This is a genomic window from Pleomorphomonas carboxyditropha, assembly GCF_002770725.1.
Classification (GTDB): Bacteria; Pseudomonadota; Alphaproteobacteria; order Rhizobiales; family Pleomorphomonadaceae; genus Pleomorphomonas; species Pleomorphomonas carboxyditropha.
In genome coordinates this window covers 470,058-493,290 of the sequence record NZ_NQVN01000001.1, presented here as the reverse complement: position 1 = coordinate 493,290, position 23,233 = coordinate 470,058, and the positions used below count along the sequence as shown (strand labels likewise).

At 66.6% G+C, this 23,233-nt stretch carries 24 protein-coding genes and 1 tRNA gene; 8 read left to right on the top strand and 17 right to left on the bottom strand.

Annotated elements, in window-relative coordinates:
• Positions 1-91: 91 nt before the first annotated feature.
• Positions 92-607, bottom strand: coding sequence for a transcriptional regulator LdtR (gene ldtR / locus CJ014_RS02320; RefSeq protein ID WP_100078891.1), 516 nt, complete (start codon positions 605-607; stop codon positions 92-94).
• Positions 608-909: 302 nt separating this feature from the next.
• A complete protein-coding gene (locus CJ014_RS02315) occupies positions 910-1,344 on the bottom strand; it encodes a DUF6163 family protein (protein WP_100078890.1) in 435 nt (144 codons plus the stop codon).
• A 178-nt stretch (positions 1,345-1,522) separates the two neighbouring features.
• On the opposite strand from CJ014_RS02315, the gene hemB reads away from it, so the two are divergent.
• The 4 genes from hemB (at position 1,523) to CJ014_RS02295 (ending at position 4,720) form a co-directional block, all read left to right on the top strand.
• Positions 1,523-2,512: a porphobilinogen synthase gene (gene hemB, locus CJ014_RS02310; protein ID WP_100079319.1), complete on the top strand. Its 990-nt coding sequence runs from the start codon at positions 1,523-1,525 to the stop codon at positions 2,510-2,512.
• Between the two features lies 1 nt (position 2,513).
• On the top strand, positions 2,514-3,050 hold the full coding sequence (locus CJ014_RS02305) for a hypothetical protein (protein ID WP_100078889.1): 537 nt from the start codon (positions 2,514-2,516) through the stop codon (positions 3,048-3,050).
• Positions 3,051-3,173: 123 nt separating this feature from the next.
• Positions 3,174-4,460 carry an O-acetylhomoserine aminocarboxypropyltransferase gene (locus tag CJ014_RS02300; protein ID WP_100078888.1) on the top strand — a complete coding sequence of 429 codons (1,287 nt, stop codon included), beginning with the start codon at positions 3,174-3,176 and terminating at the stop codon, positions 4,458-4,460.
• 35 nt (positions 4,461-4,495) lie between these two features.
• On the top strand, positions 4,496-4,720 hold the full coding sequence (locus CJ014_RS02295) for a DUF2842 domain-containing protein (RefSeq protein ID WP_100078887.1): 225 nt from the start codon (positions 4,496-4,498) through the stop codon (positions 4,718-4,720).
• Here the strand turns inward: CJ014_RS02295 and CJ014_RS02290 are convergent.
• Positions 4,717-6,072 (bottom strand): P-loop NTPase family protein, encoded by a 1,356-nt coding sequence (locus CJ014_RS02290; protein WP_100078886.1) that lies wholly within the window; start codon positions 6,070-6,072, stop codon positions 4,717-4,719. The two genes, CJ014_RS02295 and CJ014_RS02290, sit on opposite strands and share 4 nt — an antisense overlap.
• A gap of 204 nt (positions 6,073-6,276) precedes the next feature.
• On the opposite strand from CJ014_RS02290, the gene CJ014_RS02285 reads away from it, so the two are divergent.
• Positions 6,277-6,846, top strand: a complete 570-nt coding sequence (locus CJ014_RS02285; RefSeq protein WP_100078885.1) for a polysaccharide biosynthesis/export family protein — start codon at positions 6,277-6,279, stop codon at positions 6,844-6,846.
• A 134-nt stretch (positions 6,847-6,980) separates the two neighbouring features.
• On the opposite strand, the gene CJ014_RS02280 is transcribed toward CJ014_RS02285, so the two are convergent.
• Together CJ014_RS02280 and CJ014_RS02275 are read right to left on the bottom strand one after the other, a co-directional pair.
• The gene (locus CJ014_RS02280) at positions 6,981-7,973 is read right to left on the bottom strand and encodes an SDR family NAD(P)-dependent oxidoreductase (protein ID WP_100078884.1); all 993 of its coding nucleotides are present in this window, start codon (positions 7,971-7,973) and stop codon (positions 6,981-6,983) included.
• Positions 7,974-8,017: 44 nt separating this feature from the next.
• Positions 8,018-9,049, bottom strand: coding sequence for an aldo/keto reductase (locus tag CJ014_RS02275; protein ID WP_207765646.1), 1,032 nt, complete (start codon positions 9,047-9,049; stop codon positions 8,018-8,020).
• Positions 9,050-9,301: 252 nt separating this feature from the next.
• Between CJ014_RS02275 and CJ014_RS02270 the strand changes: the two genes are divergently transcribed.
• Complete coding sequence (locus CJ014_RS02270; RefSeq protein WP_245427004.1) at positions 9,302-10,285, top strand: AraC family transcriptional regulator; 984 nt, start codon at positions 9,302-9,304, stop codon at positions 10,283-10,285.
• 53 nt (positions 10,286-10,338) lie between these two features.
• Here CJ014_RS02270 and CJ014_RS02265 read toward each other — a convergent pair whose 3' ends face one another.
• Together CJ014_RS02265 and CJ014_RS02260 are read right to left on the bottom strand one after the other, a co-directional pair.
• A complete protein-coding gene (locus CJ014_RS02265; protein ID WP_165790714.1) occupies positions 10,339-11,085 on the bottom strand; it encodes an SDR family oxidoreductase in 747 nt (248 codons plus the stop codon).
• Between the two features lie 35 nt (positions 11,086-11,120).
• On the bottom strand, positions 11,121-11,879 hold the full coding sequence (locus CJ014_RS02260) for an SDR family NAD(P)-dependent oxidoreductase (protein WP_100078881.1): 759 nt from the start codon (positions 11,877-11,879) through the stop codon (positions 11,121-11,123).
• A 277-nt stretch (positions 11,880-12,156) separates the two neighbouring features.
• Here CJ014_RS02260 and CJ014_RS02255 point away from each other — a divergent pair, with 277 nt between their 5' ends.
• Positions 12,157-13,044 (top strand): AraC family transcriptional regulator, encoded by an 888-nt coding sequence (locus CJ014_RS02255; protein ID WP_342588507.1) that lies wholly within the window; start codon positions 12,157-12,159, stop codon positions 13,042-13,044.
• A 149-nt stretch (positions 13,045-13,193) separates the two neighbouring features.
• Positions 13,194-14,672: an undecaprenyl-phosphate glucose phosphotransferase gene (locus tag CJ014_RS02250; RefSeq protein WP_100078879.1), complete on the top strand. Its 1,479-nt coding sequence runs from the start codon at positions 13,194-13,196 to the stop codon at positions 14,670-14,672.
• On the opposite strand, the gene CJ014_RS02245 is transcribed toward CJ014_RS02250, so the two are convergent.
• From CJ014_RS02245 to CJ014_RS27470, 10 genes are all read right to left on the bottom strand, one after another.
• Positions 14,666-15,043 (bottom strand): DUF1667 domain-containing protein, encoded by a 378-nt coding sequence (locus CJ014_RS02245; RefSeq protein WP_207765645.1) that lies wholly within the window; start codon positions 15,041-15,043, stop codon positions 14,666-14,668. The genes CJ014_RS02250 and CJ014_RS02245 overlap by 7 nt on opposite strands.
• A complete protein-coding gene (locus CJ014_RS02240) occupies positions 15,040-16,344 on the bottom strand; it encodes an NAD(P)/FAD-dependent oxidoreductase (RefSeq protein WP_100078877.1) in 1,305 nt (434 codons plus the stop codon). The genes CJ014_RS02245 and CJ014_RS02240 overlap by 4 nt, the downstream gene beginning before the upstream one ends.
• A complete protein-coding gene (locus CJ014_RS02235; RefSeq protein ID WP_100078876.1) occupies positions 16,337-17,830 on the bottom strand; it encodes an NAD(P)/FAD-dependent oxidoreductase in 1,494 nt (497 codons plus the stop codon). The genes CJ014_RS02240 and CJ014_RS02235 overlap by 8 nt, the downstream gene beginning before the upstream one ends.
• 246 nt (positions 17,831-18,076) lie before the next feature.
• A tRNA-Pro gene (locus CJ014_RS02230) sits at positions 18,077-18,154 on the bottom strand.
• Positions 18,155-18,256: 102 nt separating this feature from the next.
• Positions 18,257-18,907: a MerR family transcriptional regulator gene (locus tag CJ014_RS02225; protein WP_100079317.1), complete on the bottom strand. Its 651-nt coding sequence runs from the start codon at positions 18,905-18,907 to the stop codon at positions 18,257-18,259.
• A 177-nt stretch (positions 18,908-19,084) separates the two neighbouring features.
• Positions 19,085-19,405, bottom strand: a complete 321-nt coding sequence (locus CJ014_RS02220; RefSeq protein ID WP_100078875.1) for an integration host factor subunit alpha — start codon at positions 19,403-19,405, stop codon at positions 19,085-19,087.
• 150 nt (positions 19,406-19,555) lie between these two features.
• Positions 19,556-20,527 carry a beta-ketoacyl-ACP synthase III gene (locus CJ014_RS02215; protein ID WP_100078874.1) on the bottom strand — a complete coding sequence of 324 codons (972 nt, stop codon included), beginning with the start codon at positions 20,525-20,527 and terminating at the stop codon, positions 19,556-19,558.
• Positions 20,524-21,594, bottom strand: a complete 1,071-nt coding sequence (gene plsX / locus CJ014_RS02210) for a phosphate acyltransferase PlsX (protein ID WP_100078873.1) — start codon at positions 21,592-21,594, stop codon at positions 20,524-20,526. The genes CJ014_RS02215 and plsX overlap by 4 nt, the downstream gene beginning before the upstream one ends.
• A 118-nt stretch (positions 21,595-21,712) precedes the next feature.
• On the bottom strand, positions 21,713-22,255 hold the full coding sequence (locus tag CJ014_RS02205; RefSeq protein ID WP_100078872.1) for a YceD family protein: 543 nt from the start codon (positions 22,253-22,255) through the stop codon (positions 21,713-21,715).
• Positions 22,252-23,223 (bottom strand): ubiquinol-cytochrome C chaperone family protein, encoded by a 972-nt coding sequence (locus tag CJ014_RS27470; protein WP_133121795.1) that lies wholly within the window; start codon positions 23,221-23,223, stop codon positions 22,252-22,254. The genes CJ014_RS02205 and CJ014_RS27470 overlap by 4 nt, the downstream gene beginning before the upstream one ends.
• Positions 23,224-23,233: the final 10 nt, after the last annotated feature.

Below are 23,233 nucleotides of genomic sequence, written 5' to 3'. Positions count from 1 at the left end.
TCTGGAGAAGCCCCGGCCGCCGAAAGCGGAACGGCCGCCGTTGGCGCACGGCGGCCGCAGCCTGGATAAGCGAACGCTTCGGGAAGCGCTCTTACAGCCGATAGAGGATCTGGTCGGTCCAGAAGCGCTCCAGCCGCTGCAGCGACTTGTTGAGCACCTTGAAGTCGTCGCGGTTGATGCCGCCGACCGTCTCGATCGAGATGATGTGCCGGTTGTAGAGCTTGCCGACGATGTCGGCGATCGCCTGGCCCTTGTCCGTCAGCTTGACGCGCACCGACCGGCGGTCCATGCGCGAACGCTGGTGATGAATGTATCCCATCTCAACCAGCTTCTTGAGATTGTAGGAAACATTGGAACCCAGGTAGTAGCCGCGCGTCCGGAGCTCGCCGGCCGTCAGCTCGCTGTCGCCGATGTTGAACAGCAGCAGCGCCTGAACGGCGTTGACGTCGGTGCGGCCCGAACGGTCGAATTCGTCCTTGATGACGTCGAGCAGGCGGCGATGCAGGCGCTCGACGAGGCGGAGGGCCTCGAGATAGAGCGGTTGAAGGCCCTGCTCTTCTTCGGGCTCGGTAGCGTAAAGATCATAGGCGCGCTTGGCGTTGGCCATGGTGGAAAGCCTCTCTGTCGTACTTTTTGGATGCGGCTCTTTGTCCGCCTTGATCACGACAGTAGCCGAGAGCTTTGAAAATCGGCTTAAGGGGCAAGCTGAATATTAGTTTAACGCGATTCCAAACCCACCCGAGTCTTCGCTTTGGTAAAGCAGGGCTTTACGCCCCGAAAAGACCAACGCTCCCATGAATTTCAGCGAGAACCCGCAAAATTCGACCTAGTTTTCATCGATCCGACTCCGGCCGGGAAAGCCGGTTGAGACGAATTGGCAAATTTTACGTAATAACTCTTTGTTGACCCTCACAGACGATCGCGCGTCCGCTCGTAGTAAGCCGACAGCACGGCGTAGAGCGCCACGGTGCCGATGTGAAAGATCATCAGCGGATAGTTGCGGCCGAACTGCGGATTGTAGGCGCTGTAGAGCGCCGTCTCGGTCAACGCGCTGATCATCCACACCACGGTGCCCCACGAGGCGAGCAGCCAGAGGCCGACCGCCGCGACGAGATCGGCGACGGCGAAAAACAGCGTCGCCACGATGACCGGCGACGACAGGGTGAGGAAATTGCCGCTGGGAACCCCGAAGCCGAGAATGGTCGCCCAGCGCAAAAGACCGGCCACGAGGAACACCGCCGACAGGAAGCGCACGTAGATCACCAGCGTCAGGCGGGCGTCGAACCTGCTCCGGAGGCCGGTATCGAGTTCCCCGGACTGCCGCGTGTCGCCGTTGCCACCCATCCGATCTTCCTTTCAGTCCGTCCGGCTGCCTCAAATTTGCGCCGGAGTATCGATCAAATCATGACCCGCGTATAGAGCCGGCGGCGGAGCCGTGCTAAAGCGGCACCGCTTTCCGCTGGCAGGACTCCCGATCATGACCGCGAACATCCCCTTCTCCAAAGGCGCCGCCGCGCCCGACATGCGCGACATTCTCAATGGCCGCCGCATGCGCCGCCTGCGCCAGACCGACTGGTCGCGCCGCCTCGTGCGCGAAACCCGCCTGTCGGTCGACGACCTCATCTGGCCGATCTTCGTCATCGACGGCGTCGGCGTGCGCACGCCGATCGCCTCCATGCCCGGCGTCGAGCGCCTGTCGGTCGACGAGGCGGTGCGCGACGCCGCCGAGGCGGCCGCCCTCGGCATTCCCGCCATCGCCCTGTTTCCCTACACCGACCCGGCAAGACGCGACGAGAACGGCAGCGAGGCGCTGTCGCCGGACAATCTCGTCTGCCGGGCGCTGCGGGCCATCAAGACCGCCGTTCCCGGCATCGGCCTGATGACCGACGTGGCGCTCGACCCCTATACCAGCCACGGCCACGACGGGCTTCTCGAGGGCGACGTCATCCTCAACGACGAGACGGTGGCCGTGCTCTGCGAGCAGGCTCTCAACCAGGCGCGGGCCGGCGCCGACATCATCGGCCCGTCCGACATGATGGACGGCCGCGTCGGCGCCATCCGCGCGGCGCTCGACGACGCCGGCTTCGAGCACGTGCAGATCATGGCCTATTCGGCCAAATACGCCTCCGCCTTCTACGGCCCGTTCCGCGACGCCATCGGCACCAGCAAGACGTTGCGCGGCGACAAGCGCACCTACCAGATGGATCCCGGCAATTCCGACGAGGCGGTCCAGGAGGCCGAGCTCGACCTTGCCGAGGGCGCCGACATGATCATGGTCAAGCCGGGGCTCCCCTACCTCGACATCCTCAGGCGCCTGAAGGACGAGTTCCAGGTGCCGACCTTCGCCTATCAGGTCAGCGGCGAATACGCGATGATCATGGCGGCGACCCGCAACGGCTGGCTGGACGGCGAGCGGGCGATGATGGAGAGCCTGATCGCCTTCAAGCGGGCCGGCGCCGACGGTATCCTCACCTATTTCGCCCGCGACGTCGCCCGCAAGCTGAAGGGCTGACGTGCGGCCGGCCCGTTTCCTCAAGATCGCGGTCGCCGCGGCCATCGCCGCGATCTTGGCCGCCGAGGGCTGGTGGCTGACGGAAGGCTATCGCGATGCCCGCGCTTGCCTGACCGTCCTGCCCGCCCTCGAGGAAAGCGGCGAGCTCGTCGTCGGCAGCCTCAGGCGTTCCGACAGCCTGCCCGGCGTGTTCGAGATCGGCTACCGGGCGACCGACATCGCCGGCAGCCGGTCGGGCCGGCTGCGCTGCGCCTTTGGCGACGGACCGGACGGCCGGCGGCATCTGCTCGGCGTGGAGTTTGACGGCCAGCCGATCGGCGAAGCCCGCCTCTATTTTCTCGAACGCTTCTGGCTGGGCGACCCGGCCGCCGTCCGGAGCGGAGAGGCGCGCCTCAGAAGCGACGTGCCGCCGCTCGCCTTCCTCGCCGCGATGATCGGCCGGCCGCATCCCTCGCTGATCGGCGCCCTCCTCTGCGCGCTCCTCGCCGCGGCGGCGCTGGCCGCCGGCCGGTTGACGGAGCGCCGACAAAGGGGCTGACGCCGCCCTTGTCTCGCCGCCGGTCGAAGGATTAGGGTGTCGGCCCAAACGCCGGCCAAGGCATCCGCCGATCCGAAGGGCTCGTGATCGGGCAGGGCACCGGTGGCGATGAGGGAGAGACAGATGACCGAACAGACCCCCGGATTCTCGACGCTTGCCGTCCATGCCGGCGCCGCTCCGGACCCCACCACCGGCGCCCGCATCACCCCCATCTACCAGACCGCGTCCTACGTTTTCGAGGATGTCGACCAGGCGGCCAAGCTGTTCGGCCTCGAAGCCTTCGGCAACATCTACGGCCGCCTCACCAACCCGACGCAAGGCGTGCTGGAGGAGCGCGTCGCCGCCCTCGAAGGCGGCGTCGCGGCGCTCGCGGTATCCTCCGGCCACGCGGCGCAGCTGATCGTTTTCCACACGCTGCTGCAGCCCGGCGACGAGTTCATCGCCTCCAAGAAGCTCTACGGCGGCTCGATCAACCAGTTCGCCAACGCCTTCAAGAACTTCGGCTGGACCGTCGTCTGGGCCGATCCGGCCGATCCCTCGTCTTTCGAGAAGGCGGTGACGCCGCGCACCAAGGCGATCTTCGTCGAATCGATCGCCAACCCCGGCGGCATCATCACCGACATCGCCGCCGTCGCCCACGTGGCCAAGCGGGCCGGCGTGCCGCTGATCGTCGACAACACGCTGGCCACCCCCTATCTCTGCCGGCCGATCGAGCACGGCGCCGACATCGTCGTCCACTCGCTGACCAAGTTCCTGGCCGGACACGGCAATTCGCTCGGCGGCATCATCGTCGACGCCGGCAACTTCGACTGGTCGCGCGAGAACCGCTACCCGATGCTGTGCGAGCCGCGGCCCGAATACAACGGGCTTGTCTTCCATCGGAACTTCGGCAACTTCGCCTTCGCCGTCGCCTGCCGGGCGCTCGGCCTGCGCGACCTCGGCCCCTGCATCTCGCCCTTCAACGCCTTCCAGATCCTGACGGGCATCGAAACGCTGCCGCTGCGCATGCAGCGCCACACCGACAACGCCAAGGCGGTGGCCGAATTCCTGTCCGACCATCCCAAGGTGGCCTGGGTGTCCTACGCCGGCCTGCCGGGCGACCGCTACCACGGCCTGCAGCAGAAATACGCGCCCAAGGGCGCCGGCGCCGTCTTCACCTTCGGCCTGAAGGGCGGCTACGAAGCCGGCGTGACGCTGGTGAAGAGCGTGGAGCTGTTCTCCCATCTCGCCAACGTCGGCGACACCCGGTCGCTGGTCATCCATCCCGCCTCGACCACCCACAAGCAGCTCACCGATATCCAGAAGGTGGCGGCCGGCGCCGGGCCGGACGTGGTCCGGCTTTCGATCGGCATCGAGGACGTCGCCGACATCATCGCCGACCTCGAGCAGGCGCTCGCCCGCATCGATTGAGTCAAATCCGCTCCACTGGAACGGCGGAGGCGCGCGTGTCCTCAAGTCTCAGGAAGCTGATCGGCACCGTCATCCTGGTGATCACCGTGCCGGTCTACGCCCTCATCGCCATGGTGGTCGCCGTGGCGGTGCTGCCCGGCGTCAATTTCTGGTGGCAGCTCGTCTACTACGTGGCGGCCGGGCTGCTCTGGGTGCCGCCGGCCGGCCTGCTGATCGCCTGGATGGCCAAGCCGGACCGCCGCGTCGAGAATCGGATTTAGGCCGCGATGTCGCCGGCCGTCGTGGCCACGCGCACGATGCCGGTGACGCCTTTGCGCCCGAGGGCGGCGAGCAGCGTGTCGACGGCGCCGGGATCGGCGTCGCCGGTCAGCATCAATTGCCCGGCAAGCCGGGCGAACAGCGTGAAAGCCGGATCGGCGCGCAGCCGGCCGAGGTCGATCAGCACGAGATCGTAGGTCTGCTCCAGCGCTTCGAGCAGCATCGCCGCCGCTTCCGTATCGTCGGCGAGCGCCGCCAGCGGCCGGCGGCCGGCGCCGATCTCGTGGGCGCGCGAGGCGGCATTGCGCTGGATGACGTCGGCGAAATCCGCTTCTCCCGCCAGAAGCTCGGCAAGGCCCGGCTGGTCGCTGGCGCGGCGGCTCGCATCGACGACGACGATGCGGGCGCCGCTGAACCCGCCGTCGCGGGCGAGCTCGTCGACGAGCCGACGGTTCTCGTCGCCCTCGCCGAAGCACGCCACCGCCACCCGCCGGCGGCCGGCGAGGTCGACGCCGGGAAGGGCGACGGGCGGAACGGGAGCGGCGACCGGCAGCCAGTCGACGCTCTCGGCCGGCGGCGGCGCCTCGTCGTCGGCTGGGATCGGATCGCAGGGTTCGAGGGCGCCGACGGCGAGCGGCGCCTCTTCGGGCGGCTCGGCCATCTCGCGGCGGCGCCAGCGGCCGGCGGCCGCCGCGACCCCGCCGAGGGCAAGCACCGACAGTCCGGCCAGCGCGGCGCCCGCCGAGGGCGTGAAGCCCGCCACCTGTTCCACCGGCGCCGCGCCCGACACCAGCCGCGCGCCGACGCCGCCGTCCGTGCCCTGCAGCACGAGATAGTCGGCGACGACGCGGTCGACGAAGCGAATGGCGAAATCGGCATTGTCGGCCGAGAAGCGCACGTCGATCGCCCGGCCGCGTCCCGAGGGAGCCGCCGAGAATCGCGCCGCCAGCGCATCGGTCAGCCGCTCTTCCGGCGACGTCAACTTGCTGGCGCCCCCCAGGCCCAGCGCCGCCAGCACGCGCGCCTGCAGCGGCGGCTTGGAAAACGCAGCGGCATCGGTGACGCCGAGCTCGGTCGCCGCCCGGCGCAGCGTGTCGCGCGAGGCGATCAGCTTGGCCTGCGCATCGAGAAAGGCGGTGTCGACCACGCTCTCGGCAACACCCTTGCGGTCGATGGCAAGGCTGGCCCGCACTTCGGCGCCGGACGGCAGCGCCGACAGAACGCCCTGAGTCGCCGCCGCGGCCGAGGCGGCGAGCGCGACCAGCAGGGCCGCCCGGCGCAAGGCAAGCCGGAAACCGGCCGAACGCACGCCTTCCCCCGCCTCGTCGACAGGGGCTGCGCCGAACACGTTCATGGGCCGAGCTTGCCTTTCCATGCGAAAAGCATGGGCGGCTATGGTAACCAGCCCGTTAAACATCCCGAAATTGTTACCGGCATGGACACTCCGCCGGCCGCGGCAAGATTTCATAAAGACTTGTTAAGCAGCGTTTTCCTTTCCTTAACCATGCCGGACTAGGGTCGTTGACCGTATTCGCGCTGATTTCGTGGGGACTTTCGCATGCGGCGACGCGCCTTTCTCGGTCTGGCTCTGCTCGGCCTCGGCGCCTGCACGACCCTGCCCCGACGGCAGCCGGCAGGCCCTCCCCCTCCCGTGCCGGACAAGCTCGACGGCCCCTACCGCCTCGACAGCGGCGACAAGCTGCGCGTCACCGTCTTCGAGCAGGCGGCGCTGTCCGGCACCTTTTCCGTCGATCAGGCGGGCTACATCGCCTATCCGCTCGTCGGCAACGTCGCCGCGCGCGGCCTGACCACGCAGGAAGTGGCCGGCGCCCTCACCCGTGGCCTCAAGAAGGGCTACCTCAACAATCCCGACGTCACCGTCGAGGTCGACACCTACCGCCCGTTCTTCATCATGGGCGAGGTGCGCAACCCCGGCCAATACACCTACGTCAACGCCATGACCGTCGAGACGGCCGTCGCCATCGCCGGCGGCTTCACCTCGCGCGCCGACGAGCATCGCATCGAGGTATCGCGCCGGCTGAACGGCAAAGCCTACGAGGGCACGTTGCCGCCGAACGCCCTGATCCGGCCGGGCGACGTATTGAAGGTGGCGCAACGGTTGTTTTAGAGCAATTTCAGCAAAAGCGGGAACCGGTTTTGCGTCCGAAATTGCGTCTAATCAAAGAGATGGAGTATTTCCGGCGAACCTGTTTCGCCGGAAATACTCTAGGTGGGACGTTCGCTTATCGGCCTGATGCCCAATCATCTTTCCTCGATCATCTCTTCACTCAGCGCCCATAGACGGTCGGCCGAGGCGGCATCGACGGCATAGGGCATGACGCCGCTTATGCGCATTGCATCCTCCATCGTCGTGGAACCCGGCTGAAACGTCGATATCGGCGCGATATCGCAGTTTTCGCAGTAGACGCCGCCGAGCCCGGCAAGCCGGGGACTGGTCGCGCACCACACCGTGGTGGCCGCGCCCTGAGCCACGGTCTTCAGGTTGCGGGATGGATCGACGATCGGCCGGCCCTGGCTGTCGAGAACGCCGGCATCGATCAGCATCTGCGTGGGAATATGCTTTTCAAGCCCGGTTCCGGCGATCGATCCGGGGTGGACGGCGAAGGCGCTGACGCCACCGGACCGCTCGCGGGCATCGAGACCGACGGTGAACAGGATATTGGCGGTTTTCGATTGGCCATATGCGAGCCAGGGCCCGTATTGGCGATGCGCGAAATTGACGTCCTCGAAGTGGACGGGGGAATAGCGGTGCCCCAGGGACGTCAGCGACACCACCCGCGCATCGCCCGCCCGCCGGAGAGCCGGCAGCAGGCCAAGGGTGAGCTGGAAATGGCCGAGATGATTGGTGGCGAACTGATATTCATAGCCCCGCTCGTCGAGCGTCAATGCGGGCAGCGCCATGATGCCGGCATTGTTGACCAGCAGATCGAGAGACGAAGCCCGTGCGAGAAACCGCTCGGCGAAGGCATCGATGCTTGCCGGGCTGAGGAGATCCATCGGCCAGACCTCGGCATCCACCGCCGCCATCGCCCGTCTCGCTCGTTCGACGTCCCGCGCCGGAACGACGACCCGCGCTCCGGCGGCCGCGAGCGATCGCACCGTTTCCAAACCGAGCCCGGAATATCCGCCGGTCACAACGGCCGTCCTGCCGCTCAGGTCGATGCCGTCGAGCACATCCCCGGTGGTCGAGGCGGCATTGAACCCCGAGCCGACGGGGTGCTGGGAGATTTGCATGGGTATTCCTTGCGTGTCGTGCCTCGCCCGGGCGGCAATTTCGTTCAGTATGGCTGCTCGCCACGACCGATACCGAACGGCGCCGGCTCGGAGAAAAGGCCGTTGACCCAGGTTCCGCCATTATGGATGCCCGGGAACCAGGGCTGCATGCTCTGGGGAAAGGTGAATGCCGGCTTGGTCAGTGTTTCGAGCTTCTCGATGGCTTCCGGGGGAAGCGTCAGGCTGGCCGCCGCGAGATTGTCCTCGAGCTGCTCGATACGGCGGGCGCCGATGATGATCGAGGAGACGCCCGGCTTGCCGGCGAGCCAGGCCAGGGCGACACGGGTCGGCGTGGTTTCATGCTCCTTTGAAATGGCTTCCAGCGCATCGATGATCGAGTAGGTCTTCTCGGAAAAATGGCCTTCCACGAAGCTACTGCGATCCGGCTTGACGCTGTCGCGGTTGTGCCGCGTGTACTTGCCGCTCAGAAGACCGCCCTTGAGCGGCGACCACGGCGTGATGCCGAGCCCGAATTCGAGCGCCATCGGCACCAGTTCCTGTTCGACGGATCGCTCGATCAGCGAGTATTCGATCTGCAGCCCTATGAAGGCCGACCATCCGCGGAACATGGCGAGCATATTGGCCTGCGCCACCTTCCAGGCGGGGGTGTCGGATATGCCGATATAGCGAACCTTGCCGGCGGCGACGAGGTCCTGCAGCGCGGCCATGGTTTCCTCGATCGGCGTGTGAACGTCCCAGTTATGCAGCCAGTAAAGGTCGATATAGTCGGTCTGCAGACGACGCAGCGAATTGTCGCAAGCGGAAACAATCGCCTTGCGCCCCGAACCGCCGCCGTTGGGATCTCCGGGATAGAGATTGCCGCTGAATTTGGTGGCCAGCACCAGGCGGTCGCGGCGGGACTTGTTGCGGCCGATATGATCGCCGATGATCTTCTCGGAATGGCTCTTGGTGTAGAAATTGGCCGTGTCGATGAAATTGCCGCCCAGCTCGACGAAGCGGTCCATGATGCGCTGGGACTCCTCGACGCTGGACCCCCAGCCCAGATCCTCCCCGAAGGTCATTGCGCCGAGACACATCGGGCTGACTCGCAGGCCAGAGCGGCCAAGCGTCACATAATGATCGAGTGGCATATCAAACTCCCGGGGTAGTTCCCGCCGGCCGGTCCGGTAGGGACATGATGACGCGCCGACCAGGGGAAGAAGGCAAAATGCGAGGCAGGCACCGGCTGGCGAGCCGATGCGGTCGCAAGCCCATGAAGGAGACGTTAGCTCGGAAGCCGCCGATTGTTGATGCTTGAAAGTGCGCTTTTCATGCGTGAAAGTACGAAAATGACCATCGATCCGCTGTCCGAGGTTCTGAACTTTGCCAACGTGCGTCCCATCGTCTCGGGTGGGATCGATGCCGGTGGAGAGTGGGCCTTGCGGTTCCAGCCGCCGGACCGGCTGAAGTTCTTCGCCATCACCAGGGGCGAATGCTGGCTGCTGATCGACGACACGACACCGCTGCGCCTTGGCGAGGGCGACGTCTTCCTGATCACCCAGACCGCCTTCACACTATGTTCCGACCCGGCGCTCGAGGCGGCGGACGCGCATGCGGCCTTCGCGGGGGTATCGAATGGTCATGCCCGCCTCGGCGATGGCAGCGCGTTTTCCCTCCTCGGCGGGCACATCGTGCTCGATCCGGAGGCTGCCGGCTTCATGGGCGGCATATATCCCCGGTTCGTGCATGTTCCCGCCGGGTCTCCCCATGCGTCGGTATCGAGCTGGTTGCTGGCCCGCCTCGTGGAGGAGCGTCGGTCCGGCCAGCCGGGAACGACACTGGCCATGGGGCAACTGAGCCAGCTTCTGTTCATCGAAATCATGCGAGCCCATCTCCTGTCGAGCACCTTGCCGCCGCCGGGCTTGCTGCGGGCGGTTTCCGACGAGCGCCTCGCCCCTGCCCTCAGCCTCGTCCATGCCGACCCGTCGCGGCAGTTCGACCTCAATACGCTGGCCACCGCCGCCGCGATGTCGCGCACGGCGTTCATCGATACGTTCAAGGCCGTTTCCGGCACGACGCCGATGGCCTATGTCGCCCAGTGGCGCATGCATCTCGCCGCCAAGATCCTGCGCGACGAGGACACGCCGATTGCCGAAGTGGCGCACTCGCTGGGCTACGGCTCGGAGAGCGCCTTCAGCAATGCCTTCAAGCGCGTGGTCGGCGAAGCGCCGCGCCTCTACAGATCGCGCTTCCAGAAGGCCGCTGCGGACGGGGAAGCCTGCGGCTGGCAGCGCAAGAAACCTCTCCCGGAACGCGGGAGCCTCATCGCCTAGATGATGGCGCCGCGTGAACAGACGGTCGTGGTCTTTCCCGTTTCCGGTCCCGTTCACGCCTGCTCGATCGGCAGGATGAAGAGTTCGGCAACATTGACATGGGCTGGCGCCTGCGCGGCAAAGACGACGGCGTCGGCGATGTCGGAGGAGTCGAGGAACCTGACCTGGCTGCGGTAGGCGTCGAGCTGCCGTCTCTTGTCCGGGTCCGTCGTCTGCTCCGGCAGTTCCGTCGTAACCCCGCCGGGCTGGATGCAGGTGACGCGGATGTTGTGTTTCCTGCCGACCTCCATGCGCAGCCCTTCGCTGAAGGCGGTAACCGCGAATTTGGTGGCGGAGTAGACGGCGAAGCCCGGACCGAACACCTTGCGGCCGGCGATCGACGACGTGTTGAAGACGTGGCCCGAATGCTGCTCGATCATCTGCGGCAGAACGGCCGCCGTCGTGTTCAGCACGCCCTTGATGTTGATGTCGACCATCGCATTCCATTCGCCGGTCTTGAACTGATCGATCTCGGAAACGGGCATGATGCCGGCATTGTTGAAGAGAATGTCGATCGAGCCGTAAGTCTCGATCAGCCTCTTCACGCCGTGCTCGACCGACGCCATGTCGGTCACGTCCATTTCGAGCGCCAGCGCTTCACCGCCCTTTTCGACGATTTCGGTCTTCAGCGCCTCCAGCCGATCGGCCCGGCGCGCCGCGATGGTGACCTTCACGCCGGCGGCGGCCAGCTTGAGAGCGGTGGCGGCGCCGATGCCGCTCGATGCGCCGGTGATCAGCGCGACCTTTCCATCAATACTCATGATCATGATATCCCTGTCTTATCCCCGGCACCGCATCACGCCTGGTCCGTCGGACGAACGACGATCTCGTTGATGGCGACACGGCGGGGATTTGTGACGATGAAGGCCACGGCTTCGGCGATGTCTTCCGGATGCATCTGCTCGACCTCGCCGAACATGCTGGTGAAGCCTTCCCATTGCCCGGCCTTCTGCTCGAACAGTTCGGTGGCGGTCGCGCCCGGCTCGATCACCGAGAAGCGCACCGAGCGCTTGGCGAATTCCTGGCGCCAGGCTTCGGTGGCCGCCGTGACGGCAAACTTGGTCGCGCTGTAGATCGCGACCTGCGATGCCGCGAAGCGGCCGGCGACCGACGAGATATTGACGACGTCGGCCACCCTGCGGGGGCTGCCGGCCGCGGCTTCGACGAGATGCGGCAGAGCAGCCTTGGTCACATACATCAGGCCGCACAGGTTGATGGCGACCATGCGATCCCATTCGTCGAGCGGGCTTTCGATGGACGGGCCGTTGAGCATGAGACCCGCCGCATTGACCAGCGTATCCAGCCCGCCGAGTTCGGATACGGTGCGGGCGACCACACCGGCAGCCTCCTGCGCCGAGGTGATGTCCGCGGCGATGGCCAGCGCGGCTCCGCCGGCTTCGCGGATTTCGGTTGCAAGCGCCTCCAGCCTGCCGGCGCGACGGGCGACGAGCCCAACGGACGCGCCGGCCTTGGCAAGCCGAAGCGCCGAAGCCCGGCCGATGCCGCTGGATGCGCCTGTGACAAGCGCGACGGTCCTGTCGAGTTTCTCAAACATGGGGGCCTCTTTCCTGCATGGGCGCGAAATGGACGACCGGTCCTGATATGCTTCGGTTTGTATCGTCGGCGGAGAACGGCCGTTAGCTCGATCCTGCCGAGTTTTTGCCTGATCGTCTGAGGCCGCGAGAATTCTGGAGAGCCCGACCTGTTCATTCGGTATGGTGAAGACGAACGGGAAATATCGAAAAATGCTTTTCCAGCCGAATGAAGAGGATGACCACCGGCGCGCTCAGACCGCCCCTCTACGGAGCGAGCTGGCAAGGATGATTGCCCGATTGCTCGACGATCACGATGATCTGGTTACATCGATCCCCGGATTGACCCTCAATCGCCGGACGTCCGTGTCCGCGCCCGGCTCGTATCTCTACGAGCCGAGCCTCTCGATGATCGTCCAGGGGAGCAAGCGCGTCGTCCTCGGCGACGCGACCTATCTCTACGACGAATCCCGTTTCCTGCTGACGGCGGTCAACCTGCCCACGATCACCCAGGTCCTCGCGGCGACCCCGGAGGAGCCCTATATCTCCATCCTGCTGACGCTCGATCTCGTCGCGGCAAAGCAGATGATCGCCGACGTGGATCTCGCGGAACGCGATGCCGCCGCCGAAGGAACCGGCATGGCGACCGGACCGGCGACGGCCGCCTTGTTCGGTGCCTTGACCCGCCTGATCGAGCTTCTCGATACGCCCAAGGATATTCCGATTCTGGGCGACCTCATCCAGCGCGAGTTTCTCTACCGGGTGCTGACAAGCCCGGCAGGCGCCCGCCTGCGGCAGATCGTGCGCCTCGGAACGCAGGGCAATCGCATCGCGTGCGCCATCAACTGGCTGCGCGACAACTACGCGCGTCCGCTGCGCATCGAGGAATTGGCGGAAGCATCCGGGATGGGCGTGTCGACGCTCCACCATCATTTTCGTCTTCTGACGGCGATGAGCCCGTTGCAGTTTCAAAAGCATCTGCGCCTGCATGAAGCGCGCCGCCTCATGCTCAGCGAGGAGCTCGATGCCGGCAATGCATCCCTGCGTGTCGGCTATGAAAGCGCAACCCAGTTCAATCGCGAATATCGCCGCCTGTTCGGGGCTCCCCCCATGCGCGACGTGAAGGCGCTCCGTTTGACCAGCGCCGTGCAACTCGGACGCTCCACCCGGACAGCCGTTCAGTTGTAACCCTGCGCTCCTCGCGCTCAGGCTCCTCTCCCCCGGCGCCGACGGCCGCGCAAGAATAAGCTGCCGGACCTCCCGATATTTTACTTCACTTCAGGACTTTCCGCCCATCATGGCGGCATCCTTCGCCTCGATCTTCGGGATGGATTGCCATGAGCGTCACCGAGCCGGCCTCCGGGCCTGTTCCCCACCTCAAGACGGCGGCGGCGGCCGTCGCCCGGAACTACGGCGACGCCTCCATCGCCCCCTCGCTGGTGAGCGGCCTCGCCGCCGCCTTCGAGTGGTTCTGCCTGTCGCTCGTCGGTGTCGGCCTGCTGCCGCTGTTCTCGGTGTCGCTCGCCGGCCTGACGGCGGCCGTCCCCATCGGCGCCGCCTTCCTGACGCTGCTGGTCGCCCAACTGCTCGGCGCCAACGACCTGTCGCTGCTGCGCCGGCACTCCCGGCGCTTCGCCAAGCTGCTGATCGCCTGGTCGAGCGTGTTCGGCTTCGTCTCGGTGCTGCTCATCATCGGCGACGGCCTGCCCGATGTCGCCCGCCTGTGGTTCCCGGCCTGGTACGTGGCGGGCGTCATGACGCTCGGCCTTTCCTCCGCCGCCACGGCGCTGATGACGCGCCGGCTCACCCGGGCCGGCCGCCTGCAGAAGCGGGCCGTCATTCTCGGCGGCGGCGCCATGGCCGAATCGCTGATCACCGCGCTGGAGGAGACCGGCGGCAACGAGCTGGCCATCCTCGGCATCTTCGACGACCGCAACGACGATCGCAGCCCGGAGAACCAGCGCGGCTTCCCCAAGCTCGGCAATACCTCCGATCTCGTGGAGTTCGCCCGCCTCGCCGCCGTCGACCTGGTCATCGTCGCGCTGCCGCCGACCGCCGAGGTGCGCATCCTGCAACTATTGAAGAAGCTCTGGGTGCTGCCGGTCGACATCCGCCTGTCCGCCCATTCGAGCAAGTTGCGCCTGCGGCCGCGCTCCTATTCCTATATCGGCCACGTGCCGTTCCTCGACCTGTTCGACCGGCCGATCACCGGCTGGTCGCAGGTGTCGAAGCGGATCTTCGACGTGGTCTTCGCCGCCCTCGCCATCGTGGCGTTGTCGCCGGTGATGCTCGGCGCGGCCATCGCCGTCAGGACGACCTCCAAGGGGCCGATCCTGTTCCGCCAGCCGCGCTACGGCTTCAACAACGAGGTGATCTCGGTGATGAAGTTCCGCTCGATGTACGCCGACCAGACGGACATCAGGGCGGAGAAGGTGGTGACGCGCGGCGATCCGCGCGTGACGCCGGTCGGCCGCTTCATCCGCAGGACGTCGATCGACGAGCTGCCGCAGCTCATCAACGTGCTGAAGGGCGACCTGTCGCTGGTCGGCCCGCGGCCGCACGCCGTCAACGCCCATACCGAGCAAAAGCTCTGGGAAGAGGTGGTGGATGGCTATTTCGCCCGCCACAAGGTCAAGCCCGGCGTCACCGGCTGGGCGCAGATCAACGGCTGGCGCGGCGAGGTCGACACGCCTGACAAGATCCAGGCGCGCGTCGAGCACGACCTCTATTACATCGAGAACTGGTCGGTGCTGTTCGACCTCTACATACTCATGCTGACGCCGGTGCGCATCCTCAACCAGGAAAACGCCTATTGAGCCAGGGAGATGTCGCGGGTGGCGCGGAAGTCGACGCCGAGACCCAGCGCGTCGGCGACGATGATCGCGCCCTCCGCCACCGGCGCCTCGACGGCGACGCCGCGCAGCAGGCGCAGACAGTCGAAGATGCGCTCCTTCGGCACCGGCGTCGCCGAGACCACCGGCAGCAGCGGCAAGCCGCCGCCGGACACCCGCACCGTCGTCGTCACCATGCGCTTGGGCGCCACCACCTCCTCGGCGGCGTAGGCGAGCCCCTTGTTGCAGGTGAAGCCGGTCATTGCGGCGACCACACCGTCCTCGACGGCCACCTCGCCGCCGCAGCCGATCGGGCAGCCGATGCACTGGATGGCATGGACCACGCGCGCCATCATGCCTCCTCCTCGATCTCGTCGTCCGCCTCGATCCTGTCGGGTGCCGGCACCACGCGGAAGTCCAGCGCCGCGGCATCGCCGATCTTGCGGACGGGAATGTCGGCGACGATCATCTCGCTCGGCTTGACCACCCTGAGCTTGCGCTCGAAGGCGAGCGCGCCGTCGGCCCACAATTGCAGCAGCGACGCCCCCATCGGCCTGGCCGCCCGGAAATAGAAGCGGACGCTCATCTTGCCCGGCTCGAAGTCGGAGAGCCGTTGCGGCACGACGGTGCGCAGCCCTTCGCCGGCGGTGACCGGCCGCTCCCGACCGGAAGCGGCGAGTTCGCCGCGGGCATGCCGCGCCGCCGAGCGGCCGGCGATCGCCGCCTCCTCCGACACCCAGTCGACGAGATCGTGGACATGCAGCACGTTGCCGGCGGCGAAGAAGCCGGGGATCGAGGTCCGGCGGAACTGGTCGACCCGCGCGCCGCTGGTGATCGGATCGAGGACGACGCCGGCCGCCCGGCCGAGCTCGTTCTCGGGAATGAGGCCGACGGAGAGTAGCACGCAGTCGCAGGCGACATCGAAGGCCGTGCCGTCGATCACCTCCAGCCGGTCGTTCACCTGCGACACGGTAATGCCGGTTACCCGGTCCTTGCCGTGGATCGCCGTCACCGAATGACCGAGATAGAGCGGAATGCCGAAGTCCTCGAGGCATTGGACGATGTTGCGCGTCAGCCCGTTGGAATAGGGCATGATCTCGAACACCGCCTTCACCCTGGCGCCTTCGAAGGTCATGCGGCGCGCCATGATCAGGCCGATGTCGCCCGAGCCGACGATCACCACCTCGCGGCCAGGCAGGTAGCCCTCCATGTTGACCATGCGCTGGGCGGCGCCGGCGGTGAACACCCCGGCCGGCCGGCTGCCCGGCGTGCGGATGGCGCCGCGCGTCCGCTCGCGACAGCCCATGGCGTAGACCACCGACTTCGCCCTGACCACCTGAAGGCCGGCATGCGGACTGACCGAGGTGACGACGCCGCCCGGCTCGGCGGCGAGCACCGTGGTGTCGAGCCAGACGTCGATATCCGTCGCCCCGATCATGTCGACGTAGCGGTGGGCGTAACCCGGCCCGGTCAGCTCCTCCTCGAAGCGCCTGAGGCCGAAACCGTTGTGGATGCACTGCTGCAGGATGCCGCCGAGCTCGCGGTCGCGTTCGAGGATCAGCACACGCTCCGCGCCCGCCTCCCGGGCGGCCAGCGCCGCCGCCATGCCGGCCGGACCGCCGCCGATGGTCACCACGTCGTAGGAAAACTCACGCATGGACGCCCTCCCCCGCTTCGAGGTCGGCGCGCGACAGGAACAGCCAGGAGTTCGCCGAATCCTTGCGGACGGCGGTGACGGGAATGCCGAGCTCGCGGGCGAGGATCGCCGTGACGCGCGGCCCACAGAAGCCGCCCTGGCAGCGGCCGGCACCGGCCCGCACCCGCCGCTTGACGCCGTCGACGGTGCGGGCGCCGCAGGGCGACTGGATGGCCGCGACGATCTCCGCCTCGGTGATGGTCTCGCACCGGCAGATGACCCGGCCGTAGAGCCGATCGCCGGCGATCAGCCGCGCCTGGACCTGGCGGTCGAGATCATGGAAGCGCGGCTTTTGCCGATTGACCGGCACGAAGCTCGCCTTCGGCCTGAGCCGCAAGCCGACGTCCTGCAGCATCTCGACGATCGCCTCGCCGATGGCCGGCGCCGAGGTGAGGCCCGGCGACTGGATGCCGGCGGCATGGACGAGACCGCGGGCGGCCGGCGACGGGCCGATGACGAAGTCCTTGCCGGCGGCGGCGCGCAGGCCGGCGAACTCGGTGATCGCCGTGCCGAGCGGCAGCGCCGGCACGATGCGGCGGGCGCCGGCGATGATGCCGGCAAGGCCGCCGGCCGTCGTTTCCCTGTCCTCGGGATCGTCGATGTCGACGGCATCGGGGCCGATGAACACGTTGCCGTGCACGGTGGGCGACACCAGGATGCCCTTCGACAGCTTGTCGGGCGTCGGGAACAGCACCGTGTTGACCAGTTGGCCGACGCTGCGGTCGAACAGGATATATTCGCCGCGGCGCGGCCTGATGGTGAAGCTGTCGTCGCCGGCAAGCCGCGCCACGTCGGCCGAATGCAGGCCGGCGGCGTTGACCACGAAGCGGGCGGCGACGCGGCCGCGCGTCGTGCGCACCGCCACGATCTGCCTGTCGGCCACCTCGAAGCCGATCACCGCGCATTCGGTGACGATGCGGGCGCCGTTGCGGACGGCGTTCTCGGCAAAGCCGACGGTGGCGAGGAAGGGACAGACGATGGCGCCGGTCGGCGCCCACAGCGCGCCGGCCACATCGGGCGAGATATTCGGCTCATGGGCGACGACTTGATCGCGGTTCCAGATTTCCAGACCCGGCACGCCGTTGTCGATGCCCCGGTGGCGAAGATCCGCCACGGTCTCCATCTGCACGGCATCCCTGGCCACCACCAGCGATCCCGTCGCCTTGCGCGGGATGCCGAGGCCCTCGGCAAGCTCGGCGTAGAGCTGGGCGCCACGCACGTTGAGGCGTGCCTTCCAGGTGCCGGGCTCGGCGTCGAAACCGGCGTGCAGGATGCCGCTGTTGGCCTTGGAAGTGCCGGTGGCGACGTCGGGCGCGCTTTCGATCAGCACCACCGACAGCTCGAAACGCGAAAGCTGACGCGCGATCGCGCAGCCCACCACGCCGCCGCCGATGACGACGACGTCGGCGCTTTCCGGAAGAGGCCCCGCTCCGAAACTGCCCGTCATGCTCCCATCTCCGCGAACCGGATGCGCATCCCATCTCATTCGCCAAACGAAGTTCGATTGATCTTCGTTTTGGTTCGATTTTTCTTTCGTATCATTTCGAGCGAAAGTTTCGGATCGGTACGAACGCCTACGGCTTGCGATGAGCAAGCACGATCATCCCCATGGACGGCGCGGCAACATCGGACGCGGCATGCGTGCGATGCGTCGCCAACGGGGAATCGCTTGGAAAAACCTTGGAGGAAAGAATGGTCGGGCAGAGAGGATTTGAACCTCCGACCCCGTGTCCCCCAGACACGTGCGCTAACCAGGCTGCGCTACTGCCCGTCCCATCATCGTCCGGGCGCCAAGCGCCGGACGGGAGGGATTTAGCCGGTTCGATCCGGCGGGACAAGTGCTAATTTCGCCTCTCCCCGCGAGAGGGGAGCGTCAACGCGTCTGGTCCAGCAGGCGCTTGCATTCCAAGAGCTCGAACAGCGTCGACTGCAGGCGCCGGATATCCTCGCGCGACAGGCTGCCCGCGCCGGACGGCGCCGCGTGCTCGGGCGTGGCGCGGAAGCGCTCCATGAAGCGGAAGCCGCCGCGGCTGGCGCTCTCCGGCAGGATGCCGGCCGGCAGCGGCTCGTCCTCGATCTCGGCCGCATGCGCCGGCGGCGGTTCCATCCGGGGCTCGGCGCGCGGCGCGGCGCGCGACGGCGGCGGAGCGATCTCGGCATCCGGCTCGTCCGCTTCGGATGCCGCCTCCACCGTCTCGGAATCGTTTTCGTCGCCGAGCTCGCCATTCGACGTCGCCGGAATCGGCTCGCCGGGATGGCGCCACACCTCCATGACGAAACGGGCGCCCTGCTCCTTCAGGATGCGCTGGACGCCCTTGATGGTATAGCCTTCGCCATAAAGGAGATACTGGATGCCCCGCAGCAGCTCGACGTCGTCGGGGCGATAGTAGCGGCGGCCGCCGCCACGCTTCATCGGCCGGATCTGGCTGAACTTGGTCTCCCAGAAGCGCAGCACATGCTGCGGAAGATCGAGATCCTCCGCAACCTCGCTGATTGTCCTGAAAGCGTCCGTTGCCTTTTCCACGCCGCCGCCCGACCTGATACCGCGCTCGGTCCCAAGGACCGGATTCGCAAAGCGCTCCACTATAGAAGCGACAGGCGAAAGATGCCAAGCCCGATCTCGCATCAACGCGAAGATCACCGGCTAATAAGTTGTATTTCAATGGAATTCCGGGCGGGCCGGCAAGCCGCCGGCCGTCGCTCAATCGTCGTTTTCGACGGACGAGGCATCCCCGCCGTTGATTTCCGTCTTCAGCACGTTGCTGGGCTTGAACACCAGCACGCGCCGGGGAAGAATCGGAACTTCCTCGCCGGTCTTGGGATTGCGGCCGATCCGCTCGGTCTTCGAGCGGACCGAAAACGTGCCGAAGGAGGAGAGCTTCACGGTTTCGCCCGTCACCAGGCAATCGGCGATCTCGCGCAGCACCGACTCGACGAGTTCGGCCGATTCGCTCCTCGACAGGCCGACCTTCTGGTACACGGCCTCGCAAAGATCGGCGCGGGTTACAGTTTTGCCCCCCATGGATCGCAAGCTCCCGTTGTTCCAGTCGACCGTGGATCTGGCCGACGGTCGAGATCCAAAGATGTAGGCGACGAACGTAGTGCCAGATACGGATGCGGTCAATCCGTTTTTCGCGCAAGTCTTTCCAAACAAACAAAAAACCGTGGCATGCTACCAACGGAGGATGGCAGCCCCCCAGGTAAGGCCGCCGCCGACCGCCTCGAACAACACCACGTCGTCGCGCTTGACCTTGCTCGAACGCACGGCGAAATCGAGCGCGAGCGGAATGGTCGCCGCCGAAGTATTGGCATGTCCCTCGACGGTGATGATCACCTTTTCAAGCGGGATGCCCAATTTCTTCGCCGACCCCTCGATAATGCGGCGGTTGGCCTGGTGAGGAATGAACCAGTCGATGCTGGAACCGTCAAAGCCGGTCGCCTCGAACACCGACTTGATGACGTCGCCAACCCCGCCGACGGCGAACTTGAACACCTCCTGGCCGTGCATGCGCACATGCCCGGGCGCACCGGTCATCGACGGGCCGCCGTCGGTGCAGAGCTTGTCGACGTGGCGGCCATCCGCCCTGAGGCTGGCGGCGAGCAGCCCGCGATCGTCAGACGTGCCCTCGCCCTCTTCCGTTCCGAGCACCACCGCGCCGGCCCCGTCGCCGAACAGCACGCAGGTCGTGCGGTCGTTCCAGTCGAGGATGCGCGAGAAGGTGTCGGCGCCGATCACCAGCGCCTTGCGGGCAAGGCCCGTGCGCATCAGGCTGTCGGCGACGGTGAGCGCGTAGACGAAGCCCGAGCAAACCGCCTGCAGGTCGAAGGCGAAGCCGTGGCTGACGCCGAGCTTGCGCTGCACCTCGACGGCCGACGACGGAAAGGTGCGGTCCGGCGTCGCCGTGGCCAGCAGCACCAGATCGATCTCGTCGACGCCGACGCCGGCGGCGGCCAGCGCGTTGGCGGCGGCGGCGGTGGCGAGGTCGGAGGTCATCTCGCCGTCGGCGGCGATGTGGCGCTCCCGAATGCCCGTGCGCTGAACGATCCAGTCATCCGAAGTGTCGACCAGTCTGGCGAGGTCTTCGTTGGTCAGGACCTTGGCGGGCAGGTAGCTTCCCGTGCCCAGAATCACGCTTCGGATCACGCTCGGCTTCCTTTCTCGCCGGCGGCGAGACTCATCGCCGCCTGCTCCCGGTAATAATGTGCGAGGTCGGTCTCGATCTTGGTCATCAGGCCGTTGCGCGCCATGTCGTAGCCGAGATCGAGCGCAGCCGCGAAGCCGAAGGCATCGGTGCCGCCGTGGCTCTTGATGACGATGCCATTGAGCCCGAGGAATACGCCGCCGTTATACTTGCGCGGATCCATCTTTTCGCGAAGGCCCTGGAAGGCGCCGCGCGCCAGGACGTAGCCGATGCGGGTCATCCATGTCCGGCCCAGCGCCGTGCGCAGGAAGCTCGTCAACTGCTTGGCCGTGCCTTCCGCCGTCTTGAGGGCGATGTTGCCGGCGAAGCCTTCGGTGACGATGACGTCCACCCGGCCCCGGCCGATGTCGTCGCCCTCGACGAAGCCTTCATACTGGAGATTGGCCAGCGCCGTTTCCTTGAGGATCTGGCCGGCCGCCCGCACTTCCTCGTTGCCCTTGACGTCCTCGACGCCGACATTGAGCAGCCCCACCGAGGCGATTTCCGTGTGAAACAGCGCGCGGGCCATGGCGGCGCCCATCACGGCGAAGCCGATCAGTTGCTGCGCGTCGGCGCCGATCGACGCGCCGACGTCGAGCACGATCGATTCCGACTTCAGGTTGGGCCACAGCGCCGCCAGCGCCGGCCGCTCGATGTTGGCCATGGTCCTGAGGCAGAACTTGGACATGGCCATCAGCGCGCCGGTATTGCCGGCGGAAACGGCGAAATGCGCCTCGCCCTTCTTCACCGCCTCGATCGCCCGCCACATCGACGATTTCCAGCGGCCGTGGCGCAGCGCGCTCGACGGCTTCTCGTCCATCGCCACGGTGATTTCGCAGTGGTGAAAGCGGGAGGCCGCCTTGACCCTCGGATACTGCTCCAGCACGGGCAGCACCACCGCCTCGTCGCCGAACAGTTCATAACGGAGATCCGGGCGTCGCGTCAGCTCGAGGTCAGCGCCGGCGAGCGTCACGGACGGCCCGAAGTCGCCGCCCATGACGTCGATGGATATGATAAGGGGTTCGGCCATGAATCCTCGGAAGCGCGGCGACCGCCGAAATTGATCGGGCGGGAAGATAACCATTCCCCCCCAGGAAACAATACCAAAATGCGCGCCGGCCACTCCGGGCAGCGGCGCGGGGCAGTCGTCACGGACTCTTGTCCTTCAGCGCGGCGAGACCGGCGAACGGCGATTCCCCTTCGTCGTCACCACCGTCATCCTCGATGAAGGGCGTGAATTCGACGCCGGGCTTGCGCGGATAAGGATCGAGGCCGACGGCGATGAACTCGGTGGTCAGCACGCCGAGATCGACGCTGGCGCCCAGAATCGGCTCCGGCGGGTCCTCGGCGTCGACGTCGACCTCGATTTCCTCGCCGGCCGGCTCGATTTCGCTTTCCGGCAGGAAGCGCAGGTCGACGGCCTCGCGGATGCTCTCGGGCACCGGCTCGAGGGTGACGACGCAGGCCTGCTCCACCTCCGCCCGCACCTCGCCCGTCACCTTGAAGCCGGTCTTGCGAAACGGCGATATGGTGAACTCGGCCGAGGCGCTGGCCACCTTCAGAATGCCGAGCGCATCGGCGATCGCCTCGCATTCGGACGGGCTGGCCTCGAAGGCCACCGGCGTGCCGCGCGGCTGCACGCGGTCCCAGGCGAAGCGGCGGGAAAGAGGGATATCGGCTTTTGCGGTCATGGCTCAAGGTCCGGAATTGCCGGTTCGCCGGCTGGGATGGAAGACGGCATCAAGGAAGGCAAGGCCCCGGCGACGAGTTCGTCGACGGACGTGTCGTCGAGGCGCCGCGCGAATCCGCGCACGTAATCGGCGAGGCAGGCGACATGCCGCGGATCGGCCGCGCCGCCATATATATTGCGGGCGAGCGTGTCGGCGAGCGCCGCGGGCCGGTCGGAGCCGAGCGCCGCCGCCGTCGCCTCCGCGCGGCCGTAGAAGGCGCCGACCACTTTCTTCAGGCGGCGCTTGAGGCCGCTGTCGTCATAACCGATCTCGCGCAGCGACCGCTCCATGTCGTCGATGAACACTTCGCTGAGATGGCGCGCCGTCTCGCGCCCGGCGGCCTCCCGCGACAGCCTGTGGACGGCGAGGCCGACATGGAGCATCAGCATTTCGAGCCGTCCCTCGACACTGTCGGCAACTCCGAGCCCGGCATAGAACGCCGGCTGGCGCGAGGCTCGCATCAACCCCTCGTAGAGCGGCGCGACGCGGGCGGATGCCTTTTGCCGAAAAAGGCCGAACACCATAGTTTTGCCGTTTCCTTCCTCGAAGACCGATCCCGGCACGGTGATCGACAGGAAACCGCGCCGGCCGCACGAATTGACGTTGCCTCGTGACCTAGCGCAAGGTAACCAAGTTGCCAAGCGCGGAGTCAGGGCAATAATACCTGAAGCCGCGCCAGCGGTTTCCGGCGCCAGGCGGCGCCGCGCGAAGCGGCATTTCGAGGTTTGCCTCGAAATGCATCCAGCGGAGCGAAAGCCGAGGGCCGGAGGCCCGCCGGCGATCGAGGCGGAATAAACCCGAAGCCGCACCAGCGGCTTCCGGCGCCAGGCGGCGCCGCGCGAAGCGGCATTTCGAGGTTTGCCTCGAAATGCATCTAGCGGAGCGAAAGCCGAGGGCCGGTGGCCCGCCGGCGATTGAGGCAGGATCAAAGTGCCGGGA

Bases quoted from the DNA above. Each gene is read 5' to 3' on its own strand.
- CJ014_RS02265 (WP_165790714.1), bottom strand. From the start codon at position 11,085: ATGAGTATTGATGGAAAGGTCGCGCTGATCACCGGCGCATCGAGCGGC.
- CJ014_RS02290 (WP_100078886.1), bottom strand. From the start codon at position 6,072: ATGAACGTGTTCGGCGCAGCCCCTGTCGACGAGGCGGGGGAAGGCGTG.
- CJ014_RS02250 (WP_100078879.1), top strand. From the start codon at position 13,194: ATGAGCGTCACCGAGCCGGCCTCCGGGCCTGTTCCCCACCTCAAGACG.
- CJ014_RS02300 (WP_100078888.1), top strand. From the start codon at position 3,174: ATGACCGAACAGACCCCCGGATTCTCGACGCTTGCCGTCCATGCCGGC.
- CJ014_RS02205 (WP_100078872.1), bottom strand. From the start codon at position 22,255: ATGACCGCAAAAGCCGATATCCCTCTTTCCCGCCGCTTCGCCTGGGAC.
- CJ014_RS02235 (WP_100078876.1), bottom strand. From the start codon at position 17,830: ATGACGGGCAGTTTCGGAGCGGGGCCTCTTCCGGAAAGCGCCGACGTC.
- CJ014_RS02315 (WP_100078890.1), bottom strand. From the start codon at position 1,344: ATGGGTGGCAACGGCGACACGCGGCAGTCCGGGGAACTCGATACCGGC.
- CJ014_RS02285 (WP_100078885.1), top strand. From the start codon at position 6,277: ATGCGGCGACGCGCCTTTCTCGGTCTGGCTCTGCTCGGCCTCGGCGCC.
- CJ014_RS02260 (WP_100078881.1), bottom strand. From the start codon at position 11,879: ATGTTTGAGAAACTCGACAGGACCGTCGCGCTTGTCACAGGCGCATCC.
- plsX (WP_100078873.1), bottom strand. From the start codon at position 21,594: ATGGCCGAACCCCTTATCATATCCATCGACGTCATGGGCGGCGACTTC.
- CJ014_RS02270 (WP_245427004.1), top strand. From the start codon at position 9,302: ATGACCATCGATCCGCTGTCCGAGGTTCTGAACTTTGCCAACGTGCGT.
- hemB (WP_100079319.1), top strand. From the start codon at position 1,523: ATGCGCGACATTCTCAATGGCCGCCGCATGCGCCGCCTGCGCCAGACC.
- CJ014_RS02275 (WP_207765646.1), bottom strand. From the start codon at position 9,049: ATGTGTCTCGGCGCAATGACCTTCGGGGAGGATCTGGGCTGGGGGTCC.
- CJ014_RS02240 (WP_100078877.1), bottom strand. From the start codon at position 16,344: ATGCGTGAGTTTTCCTACGACGTGGTGACCATCGGCGGCGGTCCGGCC.
- CJ014_RS02280 (WP_100078884.1), bottom strand. From the start codon at position 7,973: ATGCAAATCTCCCAGCACCCCGTCGGCTCGGGGTTCAATGCCGCCTCG.
- CJ014_RS02245 (WP_207765645.1), bottom strand. From the start codon at position 15,043: ATGATGGCGCGCGTGGTCCATGCCATCCAGTGCATCGGCTGCCCGATC.
- CJ014_RS02220 (WP_100078875.1), bottom strand. From the start codon at position 19,405: ATGGGGGGCAAAACTGTAACCCGCGCCGATCTTTGCGAGGCCGTGTAC.
- ldtR (WP_100078891.1), bottom strand. From the start codon at position 607: ATGGCCAACGCCAAGCGCGCCTATGATCTTTACGCTACCGAGCCCGAA.